The 20,577-nt window shown below is 62.3% G+C and carries 18 protein-coding genes; 11 read left to right on the forward strand and 7 right to left on the reverse strand.

Annotation, left to right across the window (positions count from 1 at the left end):
* Positions 1-9: 9 nt before the first annotated feature.
* Positions 10-948, reverse strand: coding sequence for a LysR family transcriptional regulator (locus tag PSH87_RS10760; protein WP_305433531.1), 939 nt, complete (start codon positions 946-948; stop codon positions 10-12).
* Positions 949-1,057: 109 nt separating this feature from the next.
* Here PSH87_RS10760 and PSH87_RS10765 point away from each other — a divergent pair, with 109 nt between their 5' ends.
* The 3 genes from PSH87_RS10765 to PSH87_RS10775 all read left to right on the forward strand — a co-directional run bounded on the left by PSH87_RS10765 (position 1,058) and on the right by PSH87_RS10775 (position 3,907).
* Positions 1,058-2,557 carry a CoA-acylating methylmalonate-semialdehyde dehydrogenase gene (locus tag PSH87_RS10765; protein ID WP_257783729.1) on the forward strand — a complete coding sequence of 500 codons (1,500 nt, stop codon included), beginning with the start codon at positions 1,058-1,060 and terminating at the stop codon, positions 2,555-2,557.
* 250 nt (positions 2,558-2,807) lie between these two features.
* A complete protein-coding gene (locus PSH87_RS10770) occupies positions 2,808-3,545 on the forward strand; it encodes a hypothetical protein (protein WP_305433532.1) in 738 nt (245 codons plus the stop codon).
* A 41-nt stretch (positions 3,546-3,586) separates the two neighbouring features.
* Complete coding sequence (locus PSH87_RS10775; RefSeq protein WP_257784079.1) at positions 3,587-3,907, forward strand: hypothetical protein; 321 nt, start codon at positions 3,587-3,589, stop codon at positions 3,905-3,907.
* 130 nt (positions 3,908-4,037) lie between these two features.
* On the opposite strand, the gene PSH87_RS10780 is transcribed toward PSH87_RS10775, so the two are convergent.
* Both PSH87_RS10780 and PSH87_RS10785 read right to left on the reverse strand, forming a co-directional pair.
* Positions 4,038-4,334: a hypothetical protein gene (locus PSH87_RS10780; RefSeq protein ID WP_226456003.1), complete on the reverse strand. Its 297-nt coding sequence runs from the start codon at positions 4,332-4,334 to the stop codon at positions 4,038-4,040.
* 508 nt (positions 4,335-4,842) lie between these two features.
* Positions 4,843-6,258 (reverse strand): MFS transporter, encoded by a 1,416-nt coding sequence (locus PSH87_RS10785; protein ID WP_305433533.1) that lies wholly within the window; start codon positions 6,256-6,258, stop codon positions 4,843-4,845.
* Positions 6,259-6,346: 88 nt separating this feature from the next.
* On the opposite strand from PSH87_RS10785, the gene soxR reads away from it, so the two are divergent.
* A complete protein-coding gene (gene soxR / locus PSH87_RS10790) occupies positions 6,347-6,799 on the forward strand; it encodes a redox-sensitive transcriptional activator SoxR (protein ID WP_305433535.1) in 453 nt (150 codons plus the stop codon).
* Between the two features lie 5 nt (positions 6,800-6,804).
* Here the strand turns inward: soxR and PSH87_RS10795 are convergent, their stop codons facing one another.
* Genes PSH87_RS10795 through xylA form a run of 4 tightly spaced genes read right to left on the reverse strand, consistent with a single transcriptional unit; the run spans position 6,805 to position 11,852 of the window.
* Entirely contained in the window at positions 6,805-7,941 is a 1,137-nt protein-coding gene (locus PSH87_RS10795) for a sugar ABC transporter permease (RefSeq protein ID WP_305433537.1), read from the reverse strand.
* Entirely contained in the window at positions 7,942-9,498 is a 1,557-nt protein-coding gene (xylG, locus tag PSH87_RS10800; RefSeq protein WP_305433539.1) for a D-xylose ABC transporter ATP-binding protein, read from the reverse strand.
* Complete coding sequence (xylF, locus tag PSH87_RS10805) at positions 9,495-10,487, reverse strand: D-xylose ABC transporter substrate-binding protein (RefSeq protein ID WP_305433540.1); 993 nt, start codon at positions 10,485-10,487, stop codon at positions 9,495-9,497. The genes xylG and xylF overlap by 4 nt, the downstream gene beginning before the upstream one ends.
* A gap of 48 nt (positions 10,488-10,535) precedes the next feature.
* Positions 10,536-11,852: a xylose isomerase gene (gene xylA / locus PSH87_RS10810; protein ID WP_305433541.1), complete on the reverse strand. Its 1,317-nt coding sequence runs from the start codon at positions 11,850-11,852 to the stop codon at positions 10,536-10,538.
* A gap of 139 nt (positions 11,853-11,991) precedes the next feature.
* Between xylA and PSH87_RS10815 the strand changes: the two genes are divergently transcribed.
* From PSH87_RS10815 to PSH87_RS10845, 7 genes are all read left to right on the forward strand, one after another.
* Positions 11,992-13,167 (forward strand): XylR family transcriptional regulator, encoded by a 1,176-nt coding sequence (locus tag PSH87_RS10815; RefSeq protein ID WP_017739485.1) that lies wholly within the window; start codon positions 11,992-11,994, stop codon positions 13,165-13,167.
* 158 nt (positions 13,168-13,325) lie between these two features.
* On the forward strand, positions 13,326-14,375 hold the full coding sequence (locus tag PSH87_RS10820; RefSeq protein ID WP_305433543.1) for a fimbrial protein: 1,050 nt from the start codon (positions 13,326-13,328) through the stop codon (positions 14,373-14,375).
* Between the two features lie 33 nt (positions 14,376-14,408).
* The gene (locus PSH87_RS10825; protein WP_305433545.1) at positions 14,409-15,470 is read left to right on the forward strand and encodes a fimbrial protein; all 1,062 of its coding nucleotides are present in this window, start codon (positions 14,409-14,411) and stop codon (positions 15,468-15,470) included.
* Between the two features lie 266 nt (positions 15,471-15,736).
* Positions 15,737-16,285, forward strand: coding sequence for a fimbrial protein (locus PSH87_RS10830; protein ID WP_017739488.1), 549 nt, complete (start codon positions 15,737-15,739; stop codon positions 16,283-16,285).
* Positions 16,286-16,339: 54 nt separating this feature from the next.
* On the forward strand, positions 16,340-17,080 hold the full coding sequence (locus PSH87_RS10835; RefSeq protein ID WP_305433547.1) for a molecular chaperone: 741 nt from the start codon (positions 16,340-16,342) through the stop codon (positions 17,078-17,080).
* A 75-nt stretch (positions 17,081-17,155) separates the two neighbouring features.
* Positions 17,156-19,654, forward strand: coding sequence for a fimbria/pilus outer membrane usher protein (locus tag PSH87_RS10840; protein WP_305433549.1), 2,499 nt, complete (start codon positions 17,156-17,158; stop codon positions 19,652-19,654).
* Positions 19,655-19,929: 275 nt separating this feature from the next.
* Positions 19,930-20,463 carry a fimbrial protein gene (locus PSH87_RS10845; RefSeq protein WP_026137152.1) on the forward strand — a complete coding sequence of 178 codons (534 nt, stop codon included), beginning with the start codon at positions 19,930-19,932 and terminating at the stop codon, positions 20,461-20,463.
* Positions 20,464-20,577: the final 114 nt, after the last annotated feature.

The raw sequence follows: 20,577 nt of genomic DNA on the forward strand, positions 1-20,577 counted from the left end.
CGATAAACCTCACCCCACGTAGCGAAATCCACCCGACAGTTTTTCCTTCAGGTAGCCCACCAACACACTCACCGACTTCGGCACATGGGGCGAATACGGCCGGATCAAGTAGATCTCATCGGCAAACGCACCCTTGAGTGTCCAGCCCTTGAGCACCTGCACCAACTTGCCGCTGGCCAGTGCGGTGTGGGCGCTGAAATCCGGGAGCAGGGCGATGCCCAGGTGGTTGAGGGCGGAATCGCGCAGGGCCTCGCTGTTGTTGGTGGCGAAACTGCCGGAGATGGGCACGGTGAGGCGTTCGACGTGTTTGCTGCCGCGCTCGAAGGTCCAGGCGGGCTGGTCGGTGCCGCGCGGGTAGAACAGGCAGTTGTGCGTGGACAAATCGCCAGGCTCACGCGGTTCACCGTGGCGTTGCAGGTAGTCCTGGGTGGCAACCAGAACGGAACCGGTATCGCACAACTTCCACGCCACGTGGGTTTCCGGCACCTGGAAACCGTGGCGCACCGCAAGGTCGTAGCCCTCGGCCGCCAGCGAACTCAAGGCATCCGACACATCCAGCTGGATGCGCACCTGCGGGTACAGCTGTAAAAACTCCGACAGGTGCGGCACCAACTGCTGACGGGCGAATGCCACCGGCGCTGTCAGCCGCACCAGCCCGCGAATCTCCCCCACCGAGTCGCGTACCGAGGAGAAGCTGCGGGCGATCTGCTCGTAGGCGCTGCGCACTTCGCGGGTCAGCGACAACCCGGCGTCCGTCAGGCGCACGCTGCGCGTCGTTCGAGTGACGAGGCTTGTACCAGTGGCCTTTTCCAGGTCGGAAATGCGCTGGCTCACGGCCGACTTGCTCACGCCCAAACGTGCGGCGGCGGCGGTGTAGGTGCCGTGCTCTTCCAGCACTGACAGCCAGTGGATATGGGTCCACAGCCCTTCGATTTCAGCCTTTTCCATGATTGTATTGTTCGCGTAGGTGGACAATAAGTTCAGGATTCTGCTCTGGTTTGGAACAAAGCGAAAGCCTATCGTGTGTCCAACGCTTATCCACCTGGGATCGACTGCCATGACAATTACAATCGAGCACTACATCAACGACCAGCGCGTGTCCCGCGATGACCGTTATCAGGACGTCTTCAACCCGGCCACCGGTGAAAAGACCGGCCGCGTCGCCCTGGCCAGCCGCCAGACCGTGGACGAAGCCGTTGCCGCTGCCCAGGCTGCTTTCGACGGCTGGGCCGACACGCCGCCGATCCGCCGCGCGCGGGTGTTGTTCGAATACCTGCACCTGCTGCGTGCGCGCAAGGACGACCTCGCGCGCATCATCGTCGCCGAGCATGGCAAGGTGTTTACCGATGCCCAGGGTGAAGTGGACCGTGGCATCGACATCCTCGAATTCGCCTGCGGCATTCCCAACCTGCTGAAAGGTGAGTACTCCGACCAGGTTTCCCGGGGCATGGACAACTGGACGATGCGCCAGCCGCTGGGCGTTGTCGCGGGCGTGACGCCGTTCAACTTCCCGGTGATGGTACCGATGTGGATGTACCCGATTGCCATCGCGGCGGGTAACACCTTTATTCTCAAGCCAAGCCCGACCGATCCAAGCGCCTCGTTGTTCATGGCCGAACTGCTGCGTGAAGCCGGCCTGCCCAAAGGCGTGTTCAACGTGGTGCAGGGTGATAAGGAGTCGGTGGACGCGCTGATCGAACACCCGGACGTCAAGGCCGTGAGCTTTGTCGGCTCGACGCCGATTGCCCAATACATCTACGAAACCGGCGCCCGTCACGGCAAACGCGTGCAAGGCCTGGGCGGGGCGAAAAACCACATGGTGGTGATGCCCGACGCCGATATCGAAAAAACCGTGGATGCCCTGATGGGCGCCGCCTACGGCAGTGCGGGCGAACGCTGCATGGCCATCTCCGTGGCGGTGTTGGTGGGGGATGTGGGTGACAAAGTCATCGCCGCCCTGACCGAACGTGCCAAGCAACTGCGCATCACCGACGGCCGCGATTTGAAAGCCGAGATGGGCCCGATTGTGTCCCGCGCGGCTCTGGAGCGCATCAGCGGCTATATCGAGCAAGGCGTGCAGGCCGGCGCCCAACTGCTGCTGGATGGCCGTGACTACGTACCGACCGAAGCCGGCCTGGAAAATGGCTTCTGGCTGGGTGCGACGCTGTTCGACCACGTGACCCGCGAGATGAGCATCTACCGCGAAGAAATCTTCGGCCCGGTGCTGGCCTGCGTGCGCGTCAGCGACTTCGGCGAAGCCGTAAAACTGGTCAACGACCACGAGTTCGGCAACGGCGTCAGCTGCTTCACCCGCGACGGCAACATCGCCCGCGAGTTCGCGCGGCGTATCCAGGTGGGCATGGTCGGCATCAACGTGCCCATCCCGGTGCCGATGGCGTGGCACGGTTTTGGTGGCTGGAAGAAAAGCCTGTTTGGCGACATGCATGCCTATGGCACTGAGGGTGTGCGCTTCTACACCAAGCAGAAGTCGATCATGCAGCGCTGGTCGGAGAGCATCGAGCAAGGCGCCGAATTCGCCATGCCGGTCTCCAAATAACCCCAGGTTGTAGAAGATCCAATGTGAGCGGGCTTGTGTGGGAGCGGGCTTGCTCGCGAATGCGGACTGTCAGTCACCTCTGTTTCGACTGATACACCGCATTCGCGAGCAAGCCCGCTCCCACATTTTTTTACCCGTCTCCAGCAGATGCCCCAGCGCCAGGAACCGGGCGCTTGCCCTACTTGAAGGAACTTGGCACGCTCACCCAGCGAGCGACCACAGTCAAATCAATCAATAGGGAAATGCCACGTTGAGCTGGGTAAAATTCGGAGTATTGCTGGCGTTGCCGGGGGCACTGCTGTCAGTCCTGAGCATTTATGTGGTGCTAAAGGACGACAACAAACTCGAAGCCGATCTTTCCTACCAATACGACAGTGCGCCACGTCTATTCACCGAGCGCTTGGATACGGTCAAGGAACACCTCGATTACACGCGCCTGTATGACAACATCAAGCAGGCCGGCAACGGTGCCCTCAGCCACGAACAGATCAACAAGATCGTTGACCTGAGCCAGGCCCCCTATCTGGCCTTGTTCGACGCGCCGTTCGAAAGGGGGCCTGACAACTACCCGGTCAGGCTGTTGATAACCCTCAGGAACACCGGCAGCAAGGTCATCAAGGAAGTGCACATCAAGCTACCTGAGAAAGGCGTCGTTCAGATCCGCGACGAATCACGTATCGATACCCTCAAACCGGAGTTGATGAGCAGCGTGGAGATTCCGGCGATTGTGCAAAACGGCGTCTACCGGATCTGGGTTTATTTTCAGGGTGATCTGAAAACGCTCATGGAGAAAGACGTGCACATCGGCTACAGCGATGGTGTGGCACAGGTTCGCGTGTCTGAGGAGGTCATTGGCCTCGACGCGTATATGGCCCGATACGGGGTTTTCTGGTTGTCTATCCTGACGCTGGTTTACGCGTTGCTGGTCGCCCTCTACCTGCTGATTTCGGCTTATAAAGACGATGAAACCAGCCCGGCGTCACGGTAAATGACTTTCCCTTTCCATTGGAGAATGCGTTGAAAACAATCATGGGTATCGCCTTGTTGGGCACGTTGCTGGCCGGTTGTGCACCGTCTTATTCGGTATGGACGGGCGGTATGAACGCCTTTGTCGGCACGCGCTTCGATGCCCACCTCTATGACGATTGCAGCCGTGGCTGTGGCGATTCCTATTGGTCCCCGGTCAACAAGAACAAGGTCTACGACCAGGTTGTGAAGGAGGGCGACGGCCAGCGCTACTTCGTGACCTGGATCCGCGACTGTCGATACTCTGTGCTCGTCTCGGGCGAGGGCATTATCCAGTCGTGGCGCTACGAGAATGAAGACCGTAGCAGTTGTTACGTTTTTTGATCGTTCCCCACATAACCAAAGCCTGTACACGGTCAAATTGTGGGAGCGGGCTTGCCCGCGAATGCGGAGTGTCAGTCACCTGTTTTTCGACTGATAGACCGCTATCGCAGGCAAGCCAGCTCCCACATTTTTAAACGAGTTTCAGGCAGTTGATGGAGCGGTCCACCGTGGTGCGGGCAATCTCCAGCAGGTGCCACACCGCCAGAATCTTCGCCCGTTCGGGGCTCTCCAGTTGTTCACCACAATCCAGCGCCGTCGCCGAAGCACTGTCCAGCAAACTGGCGGTGTAGAGCAGGGCGTCTTCGAAACTCAGGTCTTCGTTGACCGAGTGGAAGCCTTGGGCTGGCAGGTAATGGTCGATGGCGCGGTTGAAGGCGGCGCGGTCTTTTGCCGGGTCGATAGGTGGGTCGGGTAGGGCTTTGTTCATGGTGTAACTCCTTGTGTGATTGGGAGCCGACACCTGTCGCGACTAAACGAAGGGTGGCGGCTGTACGCAGGTTAGTCGACCGGCCACAAGGAAATCCGGCGCACCCGAAGGTGCCCTGCGCACAGCCACCATAAAACTTCATGTGACCATGCGCCTTGTGTCATTCCGGGCGACTAAACCCGATCACTGAATGAGCAGTGACGGACCGCAGACTAGCCACCGATTCCAGCAGGCACAAGGCGGCGGGGATTGTCTCGGAAACGTCCTGCAATTTAAAGCGACACGACTTGCTGGCCCTTTACAAACCATGACAAAACGCCAGTAACCCCATGGGAGCACGGTCAAAATGTGGGAGCGGGCTTGCTCGCGAATGCGGTGTGTCAGTCAAAGATATATTCACTGATCCACCGCATTCGCGAGCAAGCCCGCTCCCACCTTTTTTAATCGAGTTCCAGGCAATGTAGAGCAGGGCGTCTTCGAAGCCCAGGTCAAAGCAGATCAGCAGCCACTAACCGACCCGTTGAACCACCCGCCTGGCAATCAGCACACCCACCACCGGTGCCAGCGCAAATATCCCAAACAACCACACCGCCGCGCTTGCCGTGCCTTCGATTCCGCCGGGTTCAGTGAGGCCCGCGATGTTCGCGACCATGCCCGCCAGTGCTGCGCCGAACGCGGTGGCGAACAGTTGCACCGTGGTAATCGACGCAGAGGCCAGGTCCTGTTCGCCGGCGGGTGCCACTTGGAACACCCGGGTCAACAAGTGTGGCCATGCCAGGCCTACCCCCAGGCCGATCAGGACAAGGGCCACGCAGATCGGCACAAGCGTCTGCGCATCGCCATGGCTTTCGCCAGGCATCAGCAGCGCCAGCGCCAGCATGCCCAGCACACCCAGGAACGGTCCGGCCAGGATCGCCCGGCGAACATTCGCGCCCGTTATGCCGGCGCTGGCGATTGACCCCAGCGTCCAGCCGGCCGCCATCAGTGCGGCAAGATAACCGGCCAGCAGTGGCGACTGGTGGTGCAGGACTTGCAGGAACAGCGGTACAAAAATTTCGCCACTGGTGACTGCGACGGCCAACAACGCCATCGTGGCGTACAGCGCGCCAAGCGCAGTGGCCAGCCGAAAGGCTCCGGCGGGCAACAGTCGATGGCGGGCGCGGCTTTCCGTGAGGATCAGCAGCCCAGTGAACAGGGCGGCCGCTGCGAGCCCCAAAAGGTTCAGGAGCAGGGTGGACGAGACACTGCCGGCCGACACCGCCAGCACCGCCGCCGTCAGCCACCCCAACTGCGTGATCGGCAACGGTGTGGGCGCAACGCGGTCTGTGCTGCGCCCAGGCAGGACTGCGGCGGCCAGCACGGCGAACAACCCGGCCACTGGGATCAAGGCCCAGAACGCCGCCCGCCAGAGGCCCAGTTCGGCAAACACGCCGCCCACTGCGGGCCCGACCAGCGTTGCGACACCCCACATCCCCGAGACCAACGCCATTGCCCGTGGCCACAAGCGTTCATCGAATACCAGGCGAATCATCGCGTAGGACAGCGCGAACAAGAACCCACCGCCCAGGCCCTGTACCAGCCGTCCGACCAGCATCACCGGCATGGACGGCGCAAACGCACAGGCCAATGCTCCGCCGGCGAATACCAGGCTGGCAACCAGGTACGCCCCGCGCGGCCCCAGGCGCCCCAGCAAGCGCGCAGACAACGCCGAACCGAGGATCGAGGCGGCGACAAACAGCGTGGTGTTCCAGGCGTAATAGTCGATGCCGCCGATGTCCTGCACCACTGACGGCAGAATCGTGGTGGCGATGTAGACGTTGATCGCATGCAGCACCACGCCGCCTGCCAGGGCCAGTGAGCGTACGCCGTTTGCACCGGACAGCAAGGCCGCCCAGTTGGAAGGAGAGGTTTGCGCTGTGTTCATGGAGACTCCATGTCAAAGGAATGAAGGCTTGCCAGGACAAGCCGACACTCTTTATAAGACCTCATGTATAGATGAGGTCAAGGCGCCGATGGCAGCGAAAATCGATGTGCACATCCCCCTCGGGGTCGGCGAAGTGGCGCGGCGTAGCGGGGTGACCGTGGCGACGGTGCATTTCTACGAAGCCAAGGGTTTGATCCACGGCCAACGCAGCCCAGGCAATCAGCGGCGCTACCACCGTGACGTGCTGCGCCGCATTGCGGTGATCAAGGTGGCGCAGCGCGCGGGGATTCCATTGGCCACCATCAAGGCGGCACTGGAGGAACTGCCGCAGGGGCGACCGCTGACGGCCAAGGACTGGACGCAGCTCTCTACGCGTTGGCGCGACCTGTTGAATGAGCGAATCAACAGCCTCACCCAACTGCGCGACCAGCTCGATGGGTGCATCGGCTGCGGGTGCCTGTCCCTGGCCGACTGCCCGCTGCGCAATCCGGGGGATCGGTTGGGGCAGGAGGGCGACGGGGCGGTGTTATTGGGACAATAAAGCTCTCAGCGTCTACCGGTGCGCGTACTCACATCCACCCACACCGCCAACACCAGAATGCTGCCCTTGACGATCATTTGCCAGTAGCTGTCCACGTCCAGCATCGACATGCCGTTGTCCAGGCTGGTAATCACCAACGCCCCGAGCAGCGCGCCATACACGGTGCCCGAGCCGCCGCGCATCGAGGTACCACCGATAAAACACGCGGCGATGGCGTCCAGTTCGCCCATGTTGCCCGCCGACGGCGAACCCGCCGCCAGGCGCGCCGTGTTGACCAGCCCAGCCAGCGCGCACATCACGCCCATGATGCCGAAGATCCACAACTTCACCGCCTGCACGTTGATTCCCGACAGGCGCGTGGCTTCCATATTGCTGCCCACCGCATACACGCGGCGGCCGAACACGGTCTGGCTGGTGACGTAGCTGAACACGCCCAGCAGCACCAATAACAGCAGCACCGGCACGGGAATGCCGTCGTAGCTGTTAAGGGTGGTGACGAACCCGGCGAGCACGGCGCCAATCACCGCGACGCGCAGCAGATCCCGCGCCAGCGCGTGTGCCGCCAAGCCATGCAAGGCGCGATTGCGCCGCTGTTTCCAGGTCAGAAACACCGTCAGCGCAAACAACAAGACCCCGAGCCCAATGCCCACCGAATGCGGCAGATACCCCTGGCCCATATACACCAGCGACGGCGACACCGGCGCAATAGTGGTGCCGCCCGTGATCCCCAGCAAAATCCCGCGAAACGCCAGCATCCCGCCCAAGCCGACGATAAACGACGGGATGCGCAGATAGGCCGTCATATACCCATTGGCCAGGCCAATCATCAGCCCGCACAGCGCCACCAGACTCAGGTTGGCCAGCAACGGCACGTGATACACCACGTCCAGGATCGCCGCCAACCCGCCGAGCAACCCGAGCAGCGAGCCCACCGACAAGTCGATCTCGCCGCTGATGATCACCAGCACCATGCCGCACGCCAGAATCCCGGTGATCGACATCTGCCGCAGCAGGTTGGACAGGTTGCGCGGCGTGAGGAACCCGCCCTCGGTCTGCCAGCTGAAAAACACCCAGATCACCGCCACGGCAATCACCAGGGCGAGCATTTTGTAGCGGCTGAACAGTTGTTTGACCTGATTCATCTACGCGGTCTTCCGATCATTATTATTGTTGTGGCTGAGCGCAGCGGCGAGCACCTGTTCCTGGGTGAGCCCGGCGTTGATGAAGTCGCCGCGCAACTGGCCCTCGCCGATCACCAGCACACGGTCAGACACCCCCAGCACTTCCGCCAGTTCCGACGAGACCATGATGATCGCCACACCAGCGGCCGCCAGCGCGCCCATCAGCTTGTAGATCTCATACTTGGCGCCCACGTCCACGCCGCGGGTGGGTTCGTCGAGGATCAGCACCCGGGGCTTGGCCATCAGCATTTTCGCCAGCACGGCCTTTTGCTGGTTGCCACCGGACAGGCTGGTGATGGGCAAGAACGGGCTGGAGGTCTTTAGGTGCATGCGCGCGATCTGCTGGTCGATGCTGCCCAGTTCGGCTTCGGCGTCGATGCGCGTCAGGTGGGCGTAGGTGTCGAGCACCGCCAGGGTGATGTTCTGGCCCACGCCGAGGTCGGGGATGATGCCTTGGCGCTTGCGGTCTTCGGGCACCATGCACAGCCCGGCGCGGATCGCCTTGAGCGGCGTGCGCGTGTCGATCACCGCGCCGTCCAGCCACACCTCGGCGCTGTAGCGCCCGGGGTAGGCGCCGAACAGCGCCGACACCAGTTCCGTGCGCCCGGCGCCCACCAACCCGGCGATGCCGAGGATTTCGCCGCGCTTGAGGGCAAAGGAAATGTCGTCGACACGCTTGCGCCTGGGGTTGTCGACGTCATAGCAGGTGACGTGGCGCGCCTCGAAAATCACCTCGCCGATGTCGTGCGGCTCGGTGGGGTAGAGGTTGCTCATCTCGCGGCCGACCATCTGCGTGATGATCTGCGCAATGTCCATGTCGGCCATGGCCGTGGTCGCGATGTGCTTGCCGTCGCGGATCACCGCGCTGGTGTCGCACACCGCCGCCACTTCATCGAGCTTGTGGGAGATGTACACGCAGGCCACACCCTTGGCCTTGAGGCTGCGGATGATGTCCAGCAGCACTTCGATCTCCGAGCGGGTCAGGGCCGAGGAGGGCTCGTCGAGGATCAACAGGCGCGCCTGTTTGTTGAGGGCCTTGGCGATTTCCACCAGCTGCTGGTAACCGCCGCCGTACTGCGACACCGGCAGTGCCACGTTCATGTCCGGCACCTTGAGCTCGCGCATCAGGGCTTCGGCGCGGTGGAACATCGCCGGGTAGTTCATGCGCCCACCCGGCAGGGTCAGTTCGTGGCCCATGAAGATGTTTTCGGCCACCGAGAGGTCGGGCACCAGGGTCAGTTCCTGGTGGATGATCACAATGCCCGCCGCCTCGGTTTCGCTGATGGACTGCGCTCTGAGCGGTTGCCCGTCCCAGAGGATTTCGCCGTCCCAGGTGCCGTGGGGATAGACCGCCGACAGCACCTTCATCAGGGTGGATTTGCCGGCGCCGTTCTCGCCGCACAGGCCGATGCATTCCCCCGGCCGCACCTTGAGGTCGATGCCGTTGAGGGCGTTGACACCGCCAAAGGTTTTGACGATGCCCTTCATTTGCAGCAGGTAGTCGGCCATGGCGGTCATTGCCCGGCGATCTGCTCTTTGGTGTAGAACCCGTCCTTTTCCAGCAGGTCGATATTGGCCTTGGTCAGTGGGGTGGGGGTGAGCAGGATGGTGTCGACTTTCTTGCTGCCGTTATCGTATTGCGAGCTGTAGGCCGGTTTCTCACTGCGCGCCAGTTGCACCGAAAGCTTGGCCGCTTCGCTGGCGATCAGCTTGAGCGGCTTGTAGACGGTCATGGTCTGGGTGCCGTCGATCACGCGCTTGATCGCGGCGAGGTCGGCGTCCTGGCCGGAGATCGGCACCTTGCCCGCCAGTTTCTGCGCGGCCAGGGCCTGGATCGCGCCGCCGGCGGTGGCGTCGTTGGAGGCGACGATGGCGTCGATCTTGTTGTCGTTACGGGTCAGGGCATTCTCGACAATGCTCAGGGCTTCGGTGGGGTTCCACTCCTTGACCCATTGCTGGCCGACCACCTTGATATCGCCCTTGTCGATGGCCGGTTGCAGCACCTTCATCTGGCCTTCGCGCAGCACCTTGGCGTTGTTGTCGGTGGGCGCGCCGCCGAGCAGGAAGTAGTTGCCCTTGGGCGCCGCTTGCAACACGCCGCTGGCCTGCATCTCGCCGACTTTTTCGTTATCGAAGGAAATATAGGCGTCGATGTCGGCATTGAGGATCAGGCGGTCATAGGACACCACCTTGATCCCGGCCTTCTTCGCTTCGGCGACGGCGTTGGTGAGTACGGTGGCGTTGAACGGCACGATGACGATTACATCGACGCCACGGGAGATGAGGTTTTCGATCTGCGAGATCTGCTTTTGCTCGTTGGCATCGGCCGATTGCACGAAGACCTTGGCGTCGAGTTTTTCGGCGGCGGCGACAAAGTAATCGCGGTCGCGGGACCAGCGTTCCAGGCGCAGGTCATCGATGGAGAAGCCGATCTTCGGGTGCGCCGGGTCGGCCATCACCGGCAGGGCGAGCAGGGCCAGGGCAGTGGCGATAAGTGTGCGTTTCATGGTTTGTGTGTCCTTTTATTGTTGTTGGAAGACTCAAAACAAACACGGTCAGCGATAGATAAACCGATTGACGATCCCTTCAAGCATCTCCTGGCGGCCACTCACCGCCTGCGGGTTCAACTCCTGGGCAAACGCATGCAAGGCCAGCGATTCCAGGCTGAACTCACCGGCCAACACCGCCTGGCCCAACGGCTGCTGCCAACCGGCATACCGCTGGTCCTTGAACTGCTGCAAGCGATCGTTCTGCACCATCGCCGCCGCGCGTTCCAGGGCCAGCGCCAGGACATCCATGGCCGCCACATGCCCGTGGAACAGGTCCACCTCGTCCAGGCTCTGGCGGCGCACCTTGGAATCAAAGTTATAGCCGCCATTCTTGAACCCGCCAGCCTTGAGGATTTCATAGGTGGCCAGGGTCATCTCTTCAACGCTGTTGGGGAACTGGTCGGTGTCCCAGCCGTTCTGCGGGTCGCCACGGTTGGCGTCGATGCTGCCGAAGATCCCCAGGGACACCGCCGTGGCGATCTCATGGTGAAAACTGTGCCCGGCCAACGTCGCATGGTTGGCCTCGATATTCACCTTGATCTCCTGCTCCAGCCCGTACTCGTGCAGGAAGCCGAACACCGTGGCGCTGTCGTAATCGTATTGGTGCTTGGTCGGCTCCTGGGGCTTGGGCTCGATCAGCAGGTCGCCCTTGAAACCGATCTTGTGCTTGTGCTCCACCACCATGCGCATAAAGCGCCCGAGTTGTTCGCGCTCGCGCTTGAGGTCGGTGTTGAGCAGGGTTTCGTAGCCTTCACGGCCGCCCCACAACACATAGTTGGCGCCCTTGAGCCGCAGCGTCGCATTCATCGCGCTGTACACCTGGGCGGCGGCCACGGCGAACACTTGCGGGTCCGGGTTGCTGGCGGCGCCGGCGGCAAAGCGCGGGTTGCTGAAGCAGTTGGCGGTGCCCCACAGCAGCTGGATGCCGGTCTGTTCCTGATGGCGTTCGAGGTGGTCGACCATCTGCGCAAAGTGGTTGCGGTACTCCTTCAGCGAGCTGCCTTCGGGGGCCACATCGGTGTCGTGGAAGCTGTAGTAGTCGATGCCCAGCTTGGAGAAAAACTCAAACGCCGCCTCGGCCTTGCCGATGGCCAGTTCCATCGGGTCGCCGCTGCGCTGCCACGGACGCTTGAAGGTGCCGACGCCAAACATGTCCGCTCCCGGCCAGACAAAGGTGTGCCAATAACAGGCGGCCATGCGCAGGTGTTCGCGCATGGGTTTGCCGAGGATCAGCTTGTTCGCGTCGTAATGGCGAAAGGCGAGGGGACTGTCGCTGCTGGGGCCTTCGAAGCGGACCTTCTCGACACCGGGGAAGTACGGCATGGCGTTTTCCTTATTGTTCTTGGCGGTGGCTCGATACTAGCAACGGCGTTGGCCCTGGCGATTATGAAAATCACCAACGGGTGGTGCGATTTTGCGTGGCGGGGGCTAGGCTGTGGCGACCGGCCCGAGGATAAAAACAATGAAAACCCTACCGCCCGTGCACCGCATTGCCTTGTTGTTCAACGGCAGCAAGATCTACGACCGCGGCATCATCGCCGGCATCGGCAATTACCTGAGCAGCACCCGCGCGTCCTGGGACTTGTTCCTCGAAGAAGACTTCCTGTGCCGCCTCAAAGGCATCGAGCGCTGGCAGGGCGACGGCATCATTGCCGACTTCGATGACCCGCTGATCGGCGAGGCGCTGGCCGGGATCAAGGTGCCGGTGGTGGCGGTGGGCGGTTCCTACGCAGATGCGCGGGCCTATCCGCAGGGCATTCCCTATGTGGCCACCGATAACCATGCCCTGATGAAGCTGGCCTATGAGCACCTGATCGAAGCCGGGCTCACGCGCTTCGCCTGTTTCAGCCTGCCCGAAGCCCAGGCCAACCGCTGGGCCCAGGAGCGTGAGAAAGCCTTTCGCCGCCTGCTGCAACGCGATGGTCTGCACGTCGAGGTCTATCGCGGCCTGGGCACCAGCGCGCCGCTGTGGGACAGCGCCGTCGAGCAACAGATTGCCTGGCTGCACAGCCTGCCCAAACCCATCGGCATCATCGCCGTCACCGACGCCCGCGCCCGGCAGCTCTTGCAGGCCTGCCTCACTGCCGGCATTGCGGTGCCGGAAGAGGTGGCGTTGATCGGCATCGACAACGACCCGCTGACCCGCACCCTCACGCGGGTGCCGCTAAGTTCGGTGATCCAGGGCACCGAGACCATGGGCCGCACCGCCGCCGCGCTGTTGCACCAGATGCTGCACGGCAAGCCGTGCGCGGGGGAGCAGATCCTGGTGCCGCCGGATGCGATCAACGTGCAAGCCTCCAGCCTGCACCAACCCTTGGGCGACCCCTATGTGATGCAGGCACTGTTGTTTATCCGCCAGTACGCCTGCCAGGGGATCAAGACCGCCCAAGTGGCGGCGTACGTGGGTATCTCGCGCTCGTCCCTGGAGTCGCACTTTCGCCAGGTGCGCGGCTGCAGCGTGCATGACGAGATCCTGCGCTTCAAACTCGCCGCTGCGGCCAAGGGCCTGGAAAGCCGCGACCAGGCGATTGCCGACATTGCCCAGGCCTGTGGTTTCAAATCGGCGCAGTACCTGCACACGGTGTTTCGCCGGGAGTTTGGTTGTACGCCACGGGAGTACCAGCAGGCGGTGATCTAGCTGAGGAAATTTCCTACAAGCTGGTGGGAAATGAGCTACGGGTAAGGTGATGTCGATTCCCGATAATCACCCCTCATCCGGTCTTCGTGCCCGACTCCGCTCATCTGCCAGGCTGACGGCCACTCCTGCCTGCAGTCGCTTTTACCAGGGCTTCAATCATGATTTTCAGACCCTCACTTGCCTGCGCTTTGTTGCTCGCGGCGGCACCGGCGATGGCCGATTGCAGCTGGGCCTCGGGCAACAACGCGGTCAAGCCGCTGATGTTCAACGCCGGCACCTTCTTCGCACCGCGCGACATCCCCGCAGGCAGTACGTTGAACAATCACCCGGTACCGGCCCAGGTCATCAACTTCGGTGACACCCTCAGGTGCAGCGCACCGTCGTTCTACACCGCCACGTTGATCGGCCCGCTGGCGGTCAGTACACCGGTGGACTACATGACGATCCCCGGCAATGCGTTGTTGCAGACCAACGTGCCCGGGGTGGGCCTGGCCATCTACATGACCGGTTTTTCGCCGCAGTGGAATGCGCCGGCAGACAACCCCAACCGGTTTATCCCGGTCACGCTCACCTACGACAACCCCACGCCGGTGACGATGCCCAACCTCCAGTTTCGCTACGCCTTGGTCAAGACCGGCGAGATTGCCCCCGGCAGCCACAGCGTCAACCAGGTGGTCGCCTCCGGCACGTCGGATATGGGCCCCATGTTCGACCTGACCTTTGCCGCCACCATCACCGTGGCCGGCTGTTCGATGCCAGCCGCGCCCGGCAACCAGATCGACGTACCCATGGGCACCTGGGAAAAGCGCGTGTTCAACGGCAAGCACTCCACCACGCCGGCGCAAGCATTCGCCATCACCCTCAATGCCTGCATTGCCGGCAGCAACTACCCCAACAACCCCGGCGGCGCCTTTACCGGCAACTACGCCAACATCCAGATCGACGGCAACAAGACCTCCAGCATCCTCGATGCGGCCAACGGCATTCTCAGCCTGTCGAGCGATTCCACCGCACAAGGCGTGGCCATCCAGGTGTTGAACGCCGACGACTCGCCGATGAACCTCGGCCGACCGGTACGCCTCAGCCGTATCGTCAACGGCACCACCACGGTGCCGCTCAAGGCACGCTACATCCAGACGGCCGACGGCGCGACGCCGATGCCGGGCTCTGCCAACGGCTATGCGAGCTTTTCAGTGACCTATCGCTGAGTCGACTACGGCGCTTCTACGAGGACTTCAAGCATGAATCTCAGATCAAGACTTGCCAGGGCGCTGGGTGCATCGGCGCTGTTGCTGGCGGCGGCACCGGCGCTGGCCGATTGCCGTTGGACCTCGGGCAGCACCACGGTCAAGCCGCTGGCGTTCAACATGGGCACGGTGTTCGCCCCGCGCGATGTGCCCGTGGGCACCACCTTGAACAACCCTTCGCCGATCCGTGCGATCAACTTTGGCGACACCCTGCAGTGCGGCATTTCGGCGTTCTACAACACCACGCTGATCGGCCCGCGCGCGCCGGATATCCGCGTGGATACGCTCAGTGTCCCGGCCGGCTCGTTGTTGCAGACCGACGTGCCGGGCATCGGCCTGGCCATCTACATGACCGGCTTTGCCGCCGCCTGGCGTGGCCCGGCCGACAACCCCAGCCGCTTTATCCCGGTCAACCTGACCTACAACTCCGGCACCTGGGCGAGCATGCCCTCGGCGATGTTTCGCTTCGCCCTGGTCAAGACCGGTGACATTGCCGCCGGCACCCACAGCATCAACCAACTGGTCGCCAGCGGCTCCTCGAACATGGGCGCGATGTTCGACCTGACCTTCAGGGCCACCGTCACCGTGGCCGGCTGTTCGATGCCCGCCGCGCCCGGCAACCAGATCGACGTGCCGATGGGCACCTGGGAAAAGCGCGTGTTCAACGGCAAGCACTCCACCACGCCGGCCACGTCGTTCGCCATCACCCTCAACTCGTGTACGGCGGGCAGCAACTACCCGAACAACGCCGGCGGGTTTTTCAATGGCAACTTCGCCAACATTCAGATCGATGGCAACAAGACCTCCAACATCATCGATGCGGCCAACGGCATCCTCAGCCTGTCGAGCGACTCCACCGCCCAGGGCGTGGCCATCCAGGTACTCAGCGCCGACGACAGGCCAATGAACCTGGGGCAACCGGTGCGCCTCAACCGCATCGTCAGCGGCACCACCTCGGTGCCGCTCAAGGCCCGCTATATCCAGACCGGCGACGGGCCGACGCCCGAGCCAGGCTCGGCCAATGGTTATGCGAGTTTTTCGGTGACCTATCGCTGAGTGAGCAGGGTTGTTTCCACGCTTTACCGCCAACGCCACAGCCCGGTTTGCCAGGGGTGTGGCGTTGGCGTTCATGGCTGCACGGCACGCTGCATTCGTAGGAAATGTCCTACGCGCACAGCGACGTTTCCTACAGATGCTTACCTCTTGCCTTTCGATAATGACCCCAGACGAAACGCGCTACCCCGCAGCCGGGTTGCCACGTCGATCCGTCTGAAGGCCTGAACATGGCTTACAGACACTTCTCTATTTCTGTGGATGTGATCATGAAAAAGTTTGCTCTCAAAGGTTTGACCCTGGCCCTGGTACTGGCAGGCGCATCGCAAGCTGCCATGGCGGCAGACGGCGAAATCAACTTCATCGGCAGCGTCACCGACAACACCTGCCCGGTGGTGGTTTCGGACCTCAACGGTTCGGCCGGTGCCGGTGATGTGGGCCTGGGCAGCGTGCCCGCGACCTCCCTGGCCTCGGCTGGCCAAGTGGGCGGCGGCGGTGCCTTCACCCTGACCATCGACACCACGGCCCCGGGTTGCAGCGTCACCGGCAAAAAAGCCGTGGTCAAGTTCCTGTCCCTCAGCGGCAACGCCGGTGCCAGCGGCCAGTGGATCGGCCTGACGCCTGACGCCGGCGTGGCCACCAACGTTGCCGTGCAGATCAAGGATGCCACCGGCAAGGACGTGCAACTGGGCCTGGAGTCCTCGCCGTACCTGGACCTGACCCAACCGCTGCGCTTCACCGCCAACTACATCGCCACCGGCGCCGCGACCGCAGGTCCGGCCAACGCCAAGGCCGCGTTCACCGTCGACTACCAGTAAACCTTGTGCCACGCCTCAACCCTGTCGGGTTGGGGCGCCAAGAGGATGATCGAGATGAAACGTTCTGCGACCCCTTTCAAAACCACAGCGGTGTTGGCCGTCTTGCTGGGCAGCGCGCTGCTCAGCGTTGCCAGCCAGGCCGGTGTGATGCTCGGCGGCACGCGCATCGTGTTCGACGGCAACAAGCGCGACGCCTCCATCAGCGTCGGCAACACCACGGCGCAACCCTACGCGGTGCAGACCTGGATCAACACCGAGGCCGACGACAACAGCACCGCCACACCCTTCGTGGCCACGCCGCCGCTGTTTCGCCTGGACCCGCGCAAAGAACAGATGGTGCGCATCCAGAAGGTCCCCGGTGCATTACCCGAGGATCGTGAGTCGGTGTTTTATTTCAACGCCCAGGAAATCCCGGTAGCCGGCAAGGCGGGCGAGAACACCCTGAAGATCGCCATGCGCACCCGCATCAAGTTGTTCTATCGCCCGGCCGGCCTCCAGGGCAACCCGCTTGAGGCACTGCCACAACTTCGTTGGAGCCTCGCGCAGGAGCAGGGCAAAAGCGTGTTGGTGGTGAACAACCCTTCGGCGTTTCACGTGTCCTTCATTGGCGTGAAGGTGATCGCGGGCGCGCAGACCGTCGAGGTCGAAGAACCGAAGATGGTCGCCCCGATGAGCAGCCAGCGTTATGCGTTGCCCGGTTTCAGCGGCCGCAGCGGTGACGTGCTGTTCTCCGCGATCAACGACTACGGCGGTTACAGCGAGCCTGCAAAAGTCTCCCTGAACAGCGCGCCCTGACACCCCAGCCCTTTTCCTCGCGAACGAGCCCCCGCGTTGCCCCTGCAACGTGGCGGCAGCGTATTGAGTATTGTCATGCGAATCGATGCCCTGAACCTTGACGGCCCGTCCGTGCATTTTGCCCCGCTGCGTCTGTCCGTTGCCATTCTGGCGGCGTTGCTGGGCACGGCGGCGTACGCCGATGAACCGATGAAGTTTGACGCCAGCTTCATGCAGTCATTTGGCGGCACTGGTACCGGGCCGAACCTGGATCTGGACGCGATTGCCAACAGCGGCAGCATCGGCCCCGGCACCTACCCGGTGCTCATTCGCCTGAACCAGAGCTTTTTTGATCGGCGCGACATGACCTTCATCAAGGATGAGCAAAGCGGTGAAGTACGCGCGTGCCTGTCGGAGGCATTCCTGACCGAGCTGGGGGTGAAGCTCGAAGCGTTCCAGGTGCCAGGTGAAACCCTGCCGGACTGCGTGGACCTGGCGACCCTGGTGGACGGCGCGTCGGTGAGCTTTGACGCGAACTACCTGGCCCTCGATATCAGCGTACCGCAGATCGCCTTGCGCCGTGACGCGGCCGGTTATGTCGCGCCGCAAGACTGGGACCGGGGGATCAATGCGAGCATGCTCAACTACCAGTTCTCGGCATCGCAGACCCAGTCCGATGCACGGGGCAGCACCAGCCAGTACAACCTGTACGCCAACGGTGGTTTCAACCTGGGCGACTGGCGCTTTCGCACCAGCACGTCGTTTCTCCAGGACGAAGAGGGCAGGCGCGATTGGCAGCGCAGCAACACCTACGCGCAGCGTGACGTGACGGCTCTCAAGGGCACGCTCACCGTCGGCGAAAGCTTCACTCCGGGCGATGTGTTCGACAGCGTTCCGTTTCGCGGCGTGCAGCTGGCCTCGGACATGGGCATGTTGCCGGATTCGATGCAGGGCTACGCGCCGATCATCCGCGGCATCGCGGAAACCCAGGCCAAGGTCGAGGTGCGCCAGAACGGCTATTCGCTGTACACCACCTACGTCGCACCGGGCGCGTTCGAGATCAACGACCTCAACGCCGCGTCGGGCAGCGGCGACCTGGAGGTCGTCATCACCGAGGCCGACGGCCGCGAGCGGCGCTTCACCCAGCCTTACGCGACCCTGGGCAATATGCTGCGGGAAAAAACCTGGCGCTACAGCATGACCGTCGGCGAATACAACGCGGTGGACGGCGGGCAGCGCCCGGCGTTTGCCCAGGCGTCGCTGGCCTACGGCTTGCCTTTCGACCTGACCCTGTATGGCGGCCTGCTCGGCGCCGACTTCTACCGCGCCGGCGTGGTGGGCATGGGTAAAAGCCTCGGCAGCCTGGGCGCGGTGTCGCTGGACGTCACCGGCGCGCAAACCGATGTGCCGCAGGCCCAGGGCAACCAGAAGGGCCACAGCGTCAGCGTGCGGTACGGCAAGGCGTTCGAGAGCGGCACCTCGGTGCGCTTCGCCGGTTATCGCTACTCCACCGAAGGCTATCGCGACTTCGACGAGGCCGTGCGCCTGCAAGCGCCGGATGACGACTACGACCTGTCCCGCCGCAGCAAGGTCGAGGCCAGCGTCAATCAGGCCCTGGACCGCTACGGCTCGTTCTACCTGAACATGAGCCAGCAGAACTACTGGGGCTCGTCGCGCCAGGACAAGCAGATGCAGGTCGGTTTCAACACCCAGTTCAAAGGCGTGACCTATGGCGTGTATGCGAGCAAAACCCTCACCGACACTTACGGCCAGAGCAATCAGGTGGTGTTGACCGTGTCCATGCCCCTCGGCCAGACCCGCAGCACCGGCACCTACGCCGTCACCCGCAACACCGACGGCAGCCTGGACCAGCGTGCCGGCCTGAGCGGGCGCGATGGCGAGGTCACCTATAACGTCAACGCCAACCGCTCGGAAAACGCCGGCAATAACGGCTCGGCCTTGCTCGGCTACCGCGCGCCGTTCGCCCAATTGGGCGCGGGTGTCAGCGTCGGCAGCGGCTACCGGCAGACCTCGGTGAGCGCCGCCGGCTCGGTGTTGGCCCACGGCGATGGCGTGGAGTTCGGCCAGACCCTTGGCGAGACCGTGGCCCTGGTGGAAATCAAGGACACGCCCAACGTCGGCGTGCTCAACGCGCCCGGCACCTTGACCAACAAGCAGGGCTACGCCCTGGTGCCGTACGTCATGCCCTATCGCAAGAACCGCGTGGCGCTGGACACCGGCGAGCTGGACACCGACATCGATATCGAGGACGGCGTGACCAATGTGGTGCCGCGTCGCGGCGCGGTGGTCAAGGCCACGTTTGCGGCCAGCCGTTCGGAAAAAGTCGTGCTCAATGTGCGCTTGCAGGACGGTGGTTTGCCGCCGTTCGGTACCTCGGTACTCGACGCCAAAGGCATCAGCGTCGGCGTGGTCGGGCAGGCCGGGCAGGTGTTGATGGCGGTGGGCGAGAGCAAGGTGTTCAACATGAAGTGGGGCGACAAGGCCGCGCAGAGTTGCACGTTCGAACTGGACATCAGCAAGACCGCACCGGTGGATGGCTACCGGGTGATGGAGGCGATCTGTTCAATACAGTGAGGAAAATTCCTACACGTCGGACGGAACGGGATTACATTTGCAGTTATGCGTACAGCCCATTATTTGTCCCGCACTAGAAGCACTTGAACGTATCAACCAGCAACACCGATGACCGCACTTGAACTGACTGAACAGCAAAAACAATCAAGTAAAGACTTGAACTGTTTTAACGGATGAAAGCTGTTCTTCGGGGGGGATCTTGTTAAGTGTCGGTAACGTTGAGTTGAGCGCAAGTAGCTTCAAGGCAACTAATCAATTACCTAAGAGTTGTACTCATGAAAAAGCTTGTCGCTGTTACTGCCGCTACTGTTGTTATGGGTCTTGCTTCCTTCGCCAACGCCGCGACGCCGGGTACCGGTAACCCGGGCACCGTGCGTTTCATCGGGGAAATCGTTTCCGGCGCTTGCGGGATTGACGCCAACTCTTTGGACCAGACCGTGTCCCTGGGCCAAGTGCCATCGAACCAGTTCCGTGCGATCGGTGATCGTTCGACGCCGACCAAGTTCGACATCATCCTGACCGAGTGCGACACCGCCACCCAGAAAAACGCGCGCTTCACCTTCAGCGGCGTGCAAGACCCAGTGGTTCCAGGCCTGTTCGCCACCACCGGTCTGGCACAGAACGTCGGTATCCGCCTGCAAGCCAGTGCCGGTGAAATGCTCGACAACGGCACTGAACAAGTTGCCCCAGTCGTGCTGCAAGACGGCAACAACACCGTCACCTTCGCCGCCATGTACGAAGCCACCGCGGCATCGGTGACCACCGGTGAAGCAGACAGCGTTGCCAACTTTACCGTTGCCTACAACTGATAGTGCTTTATGCGTTGTTGTAAAGAAGGGGCGCGAGCCCCTTTTTTATTACCTGTCACAGTACTGCCAAAAGGGTCACTCCCGTGTGCTGCCGCAAACTTCTGGTGTCTTGCG

The organism is Pseudomonas sp. FP453 (assembly GCF_030687495.1).
Classification (GTDB): domain Bacteria; phylum Pseudomonadota; class Gammaproteobacteria; order Pseudomonadales; family Pseudomonadaceae; genus Aquipseudomonas.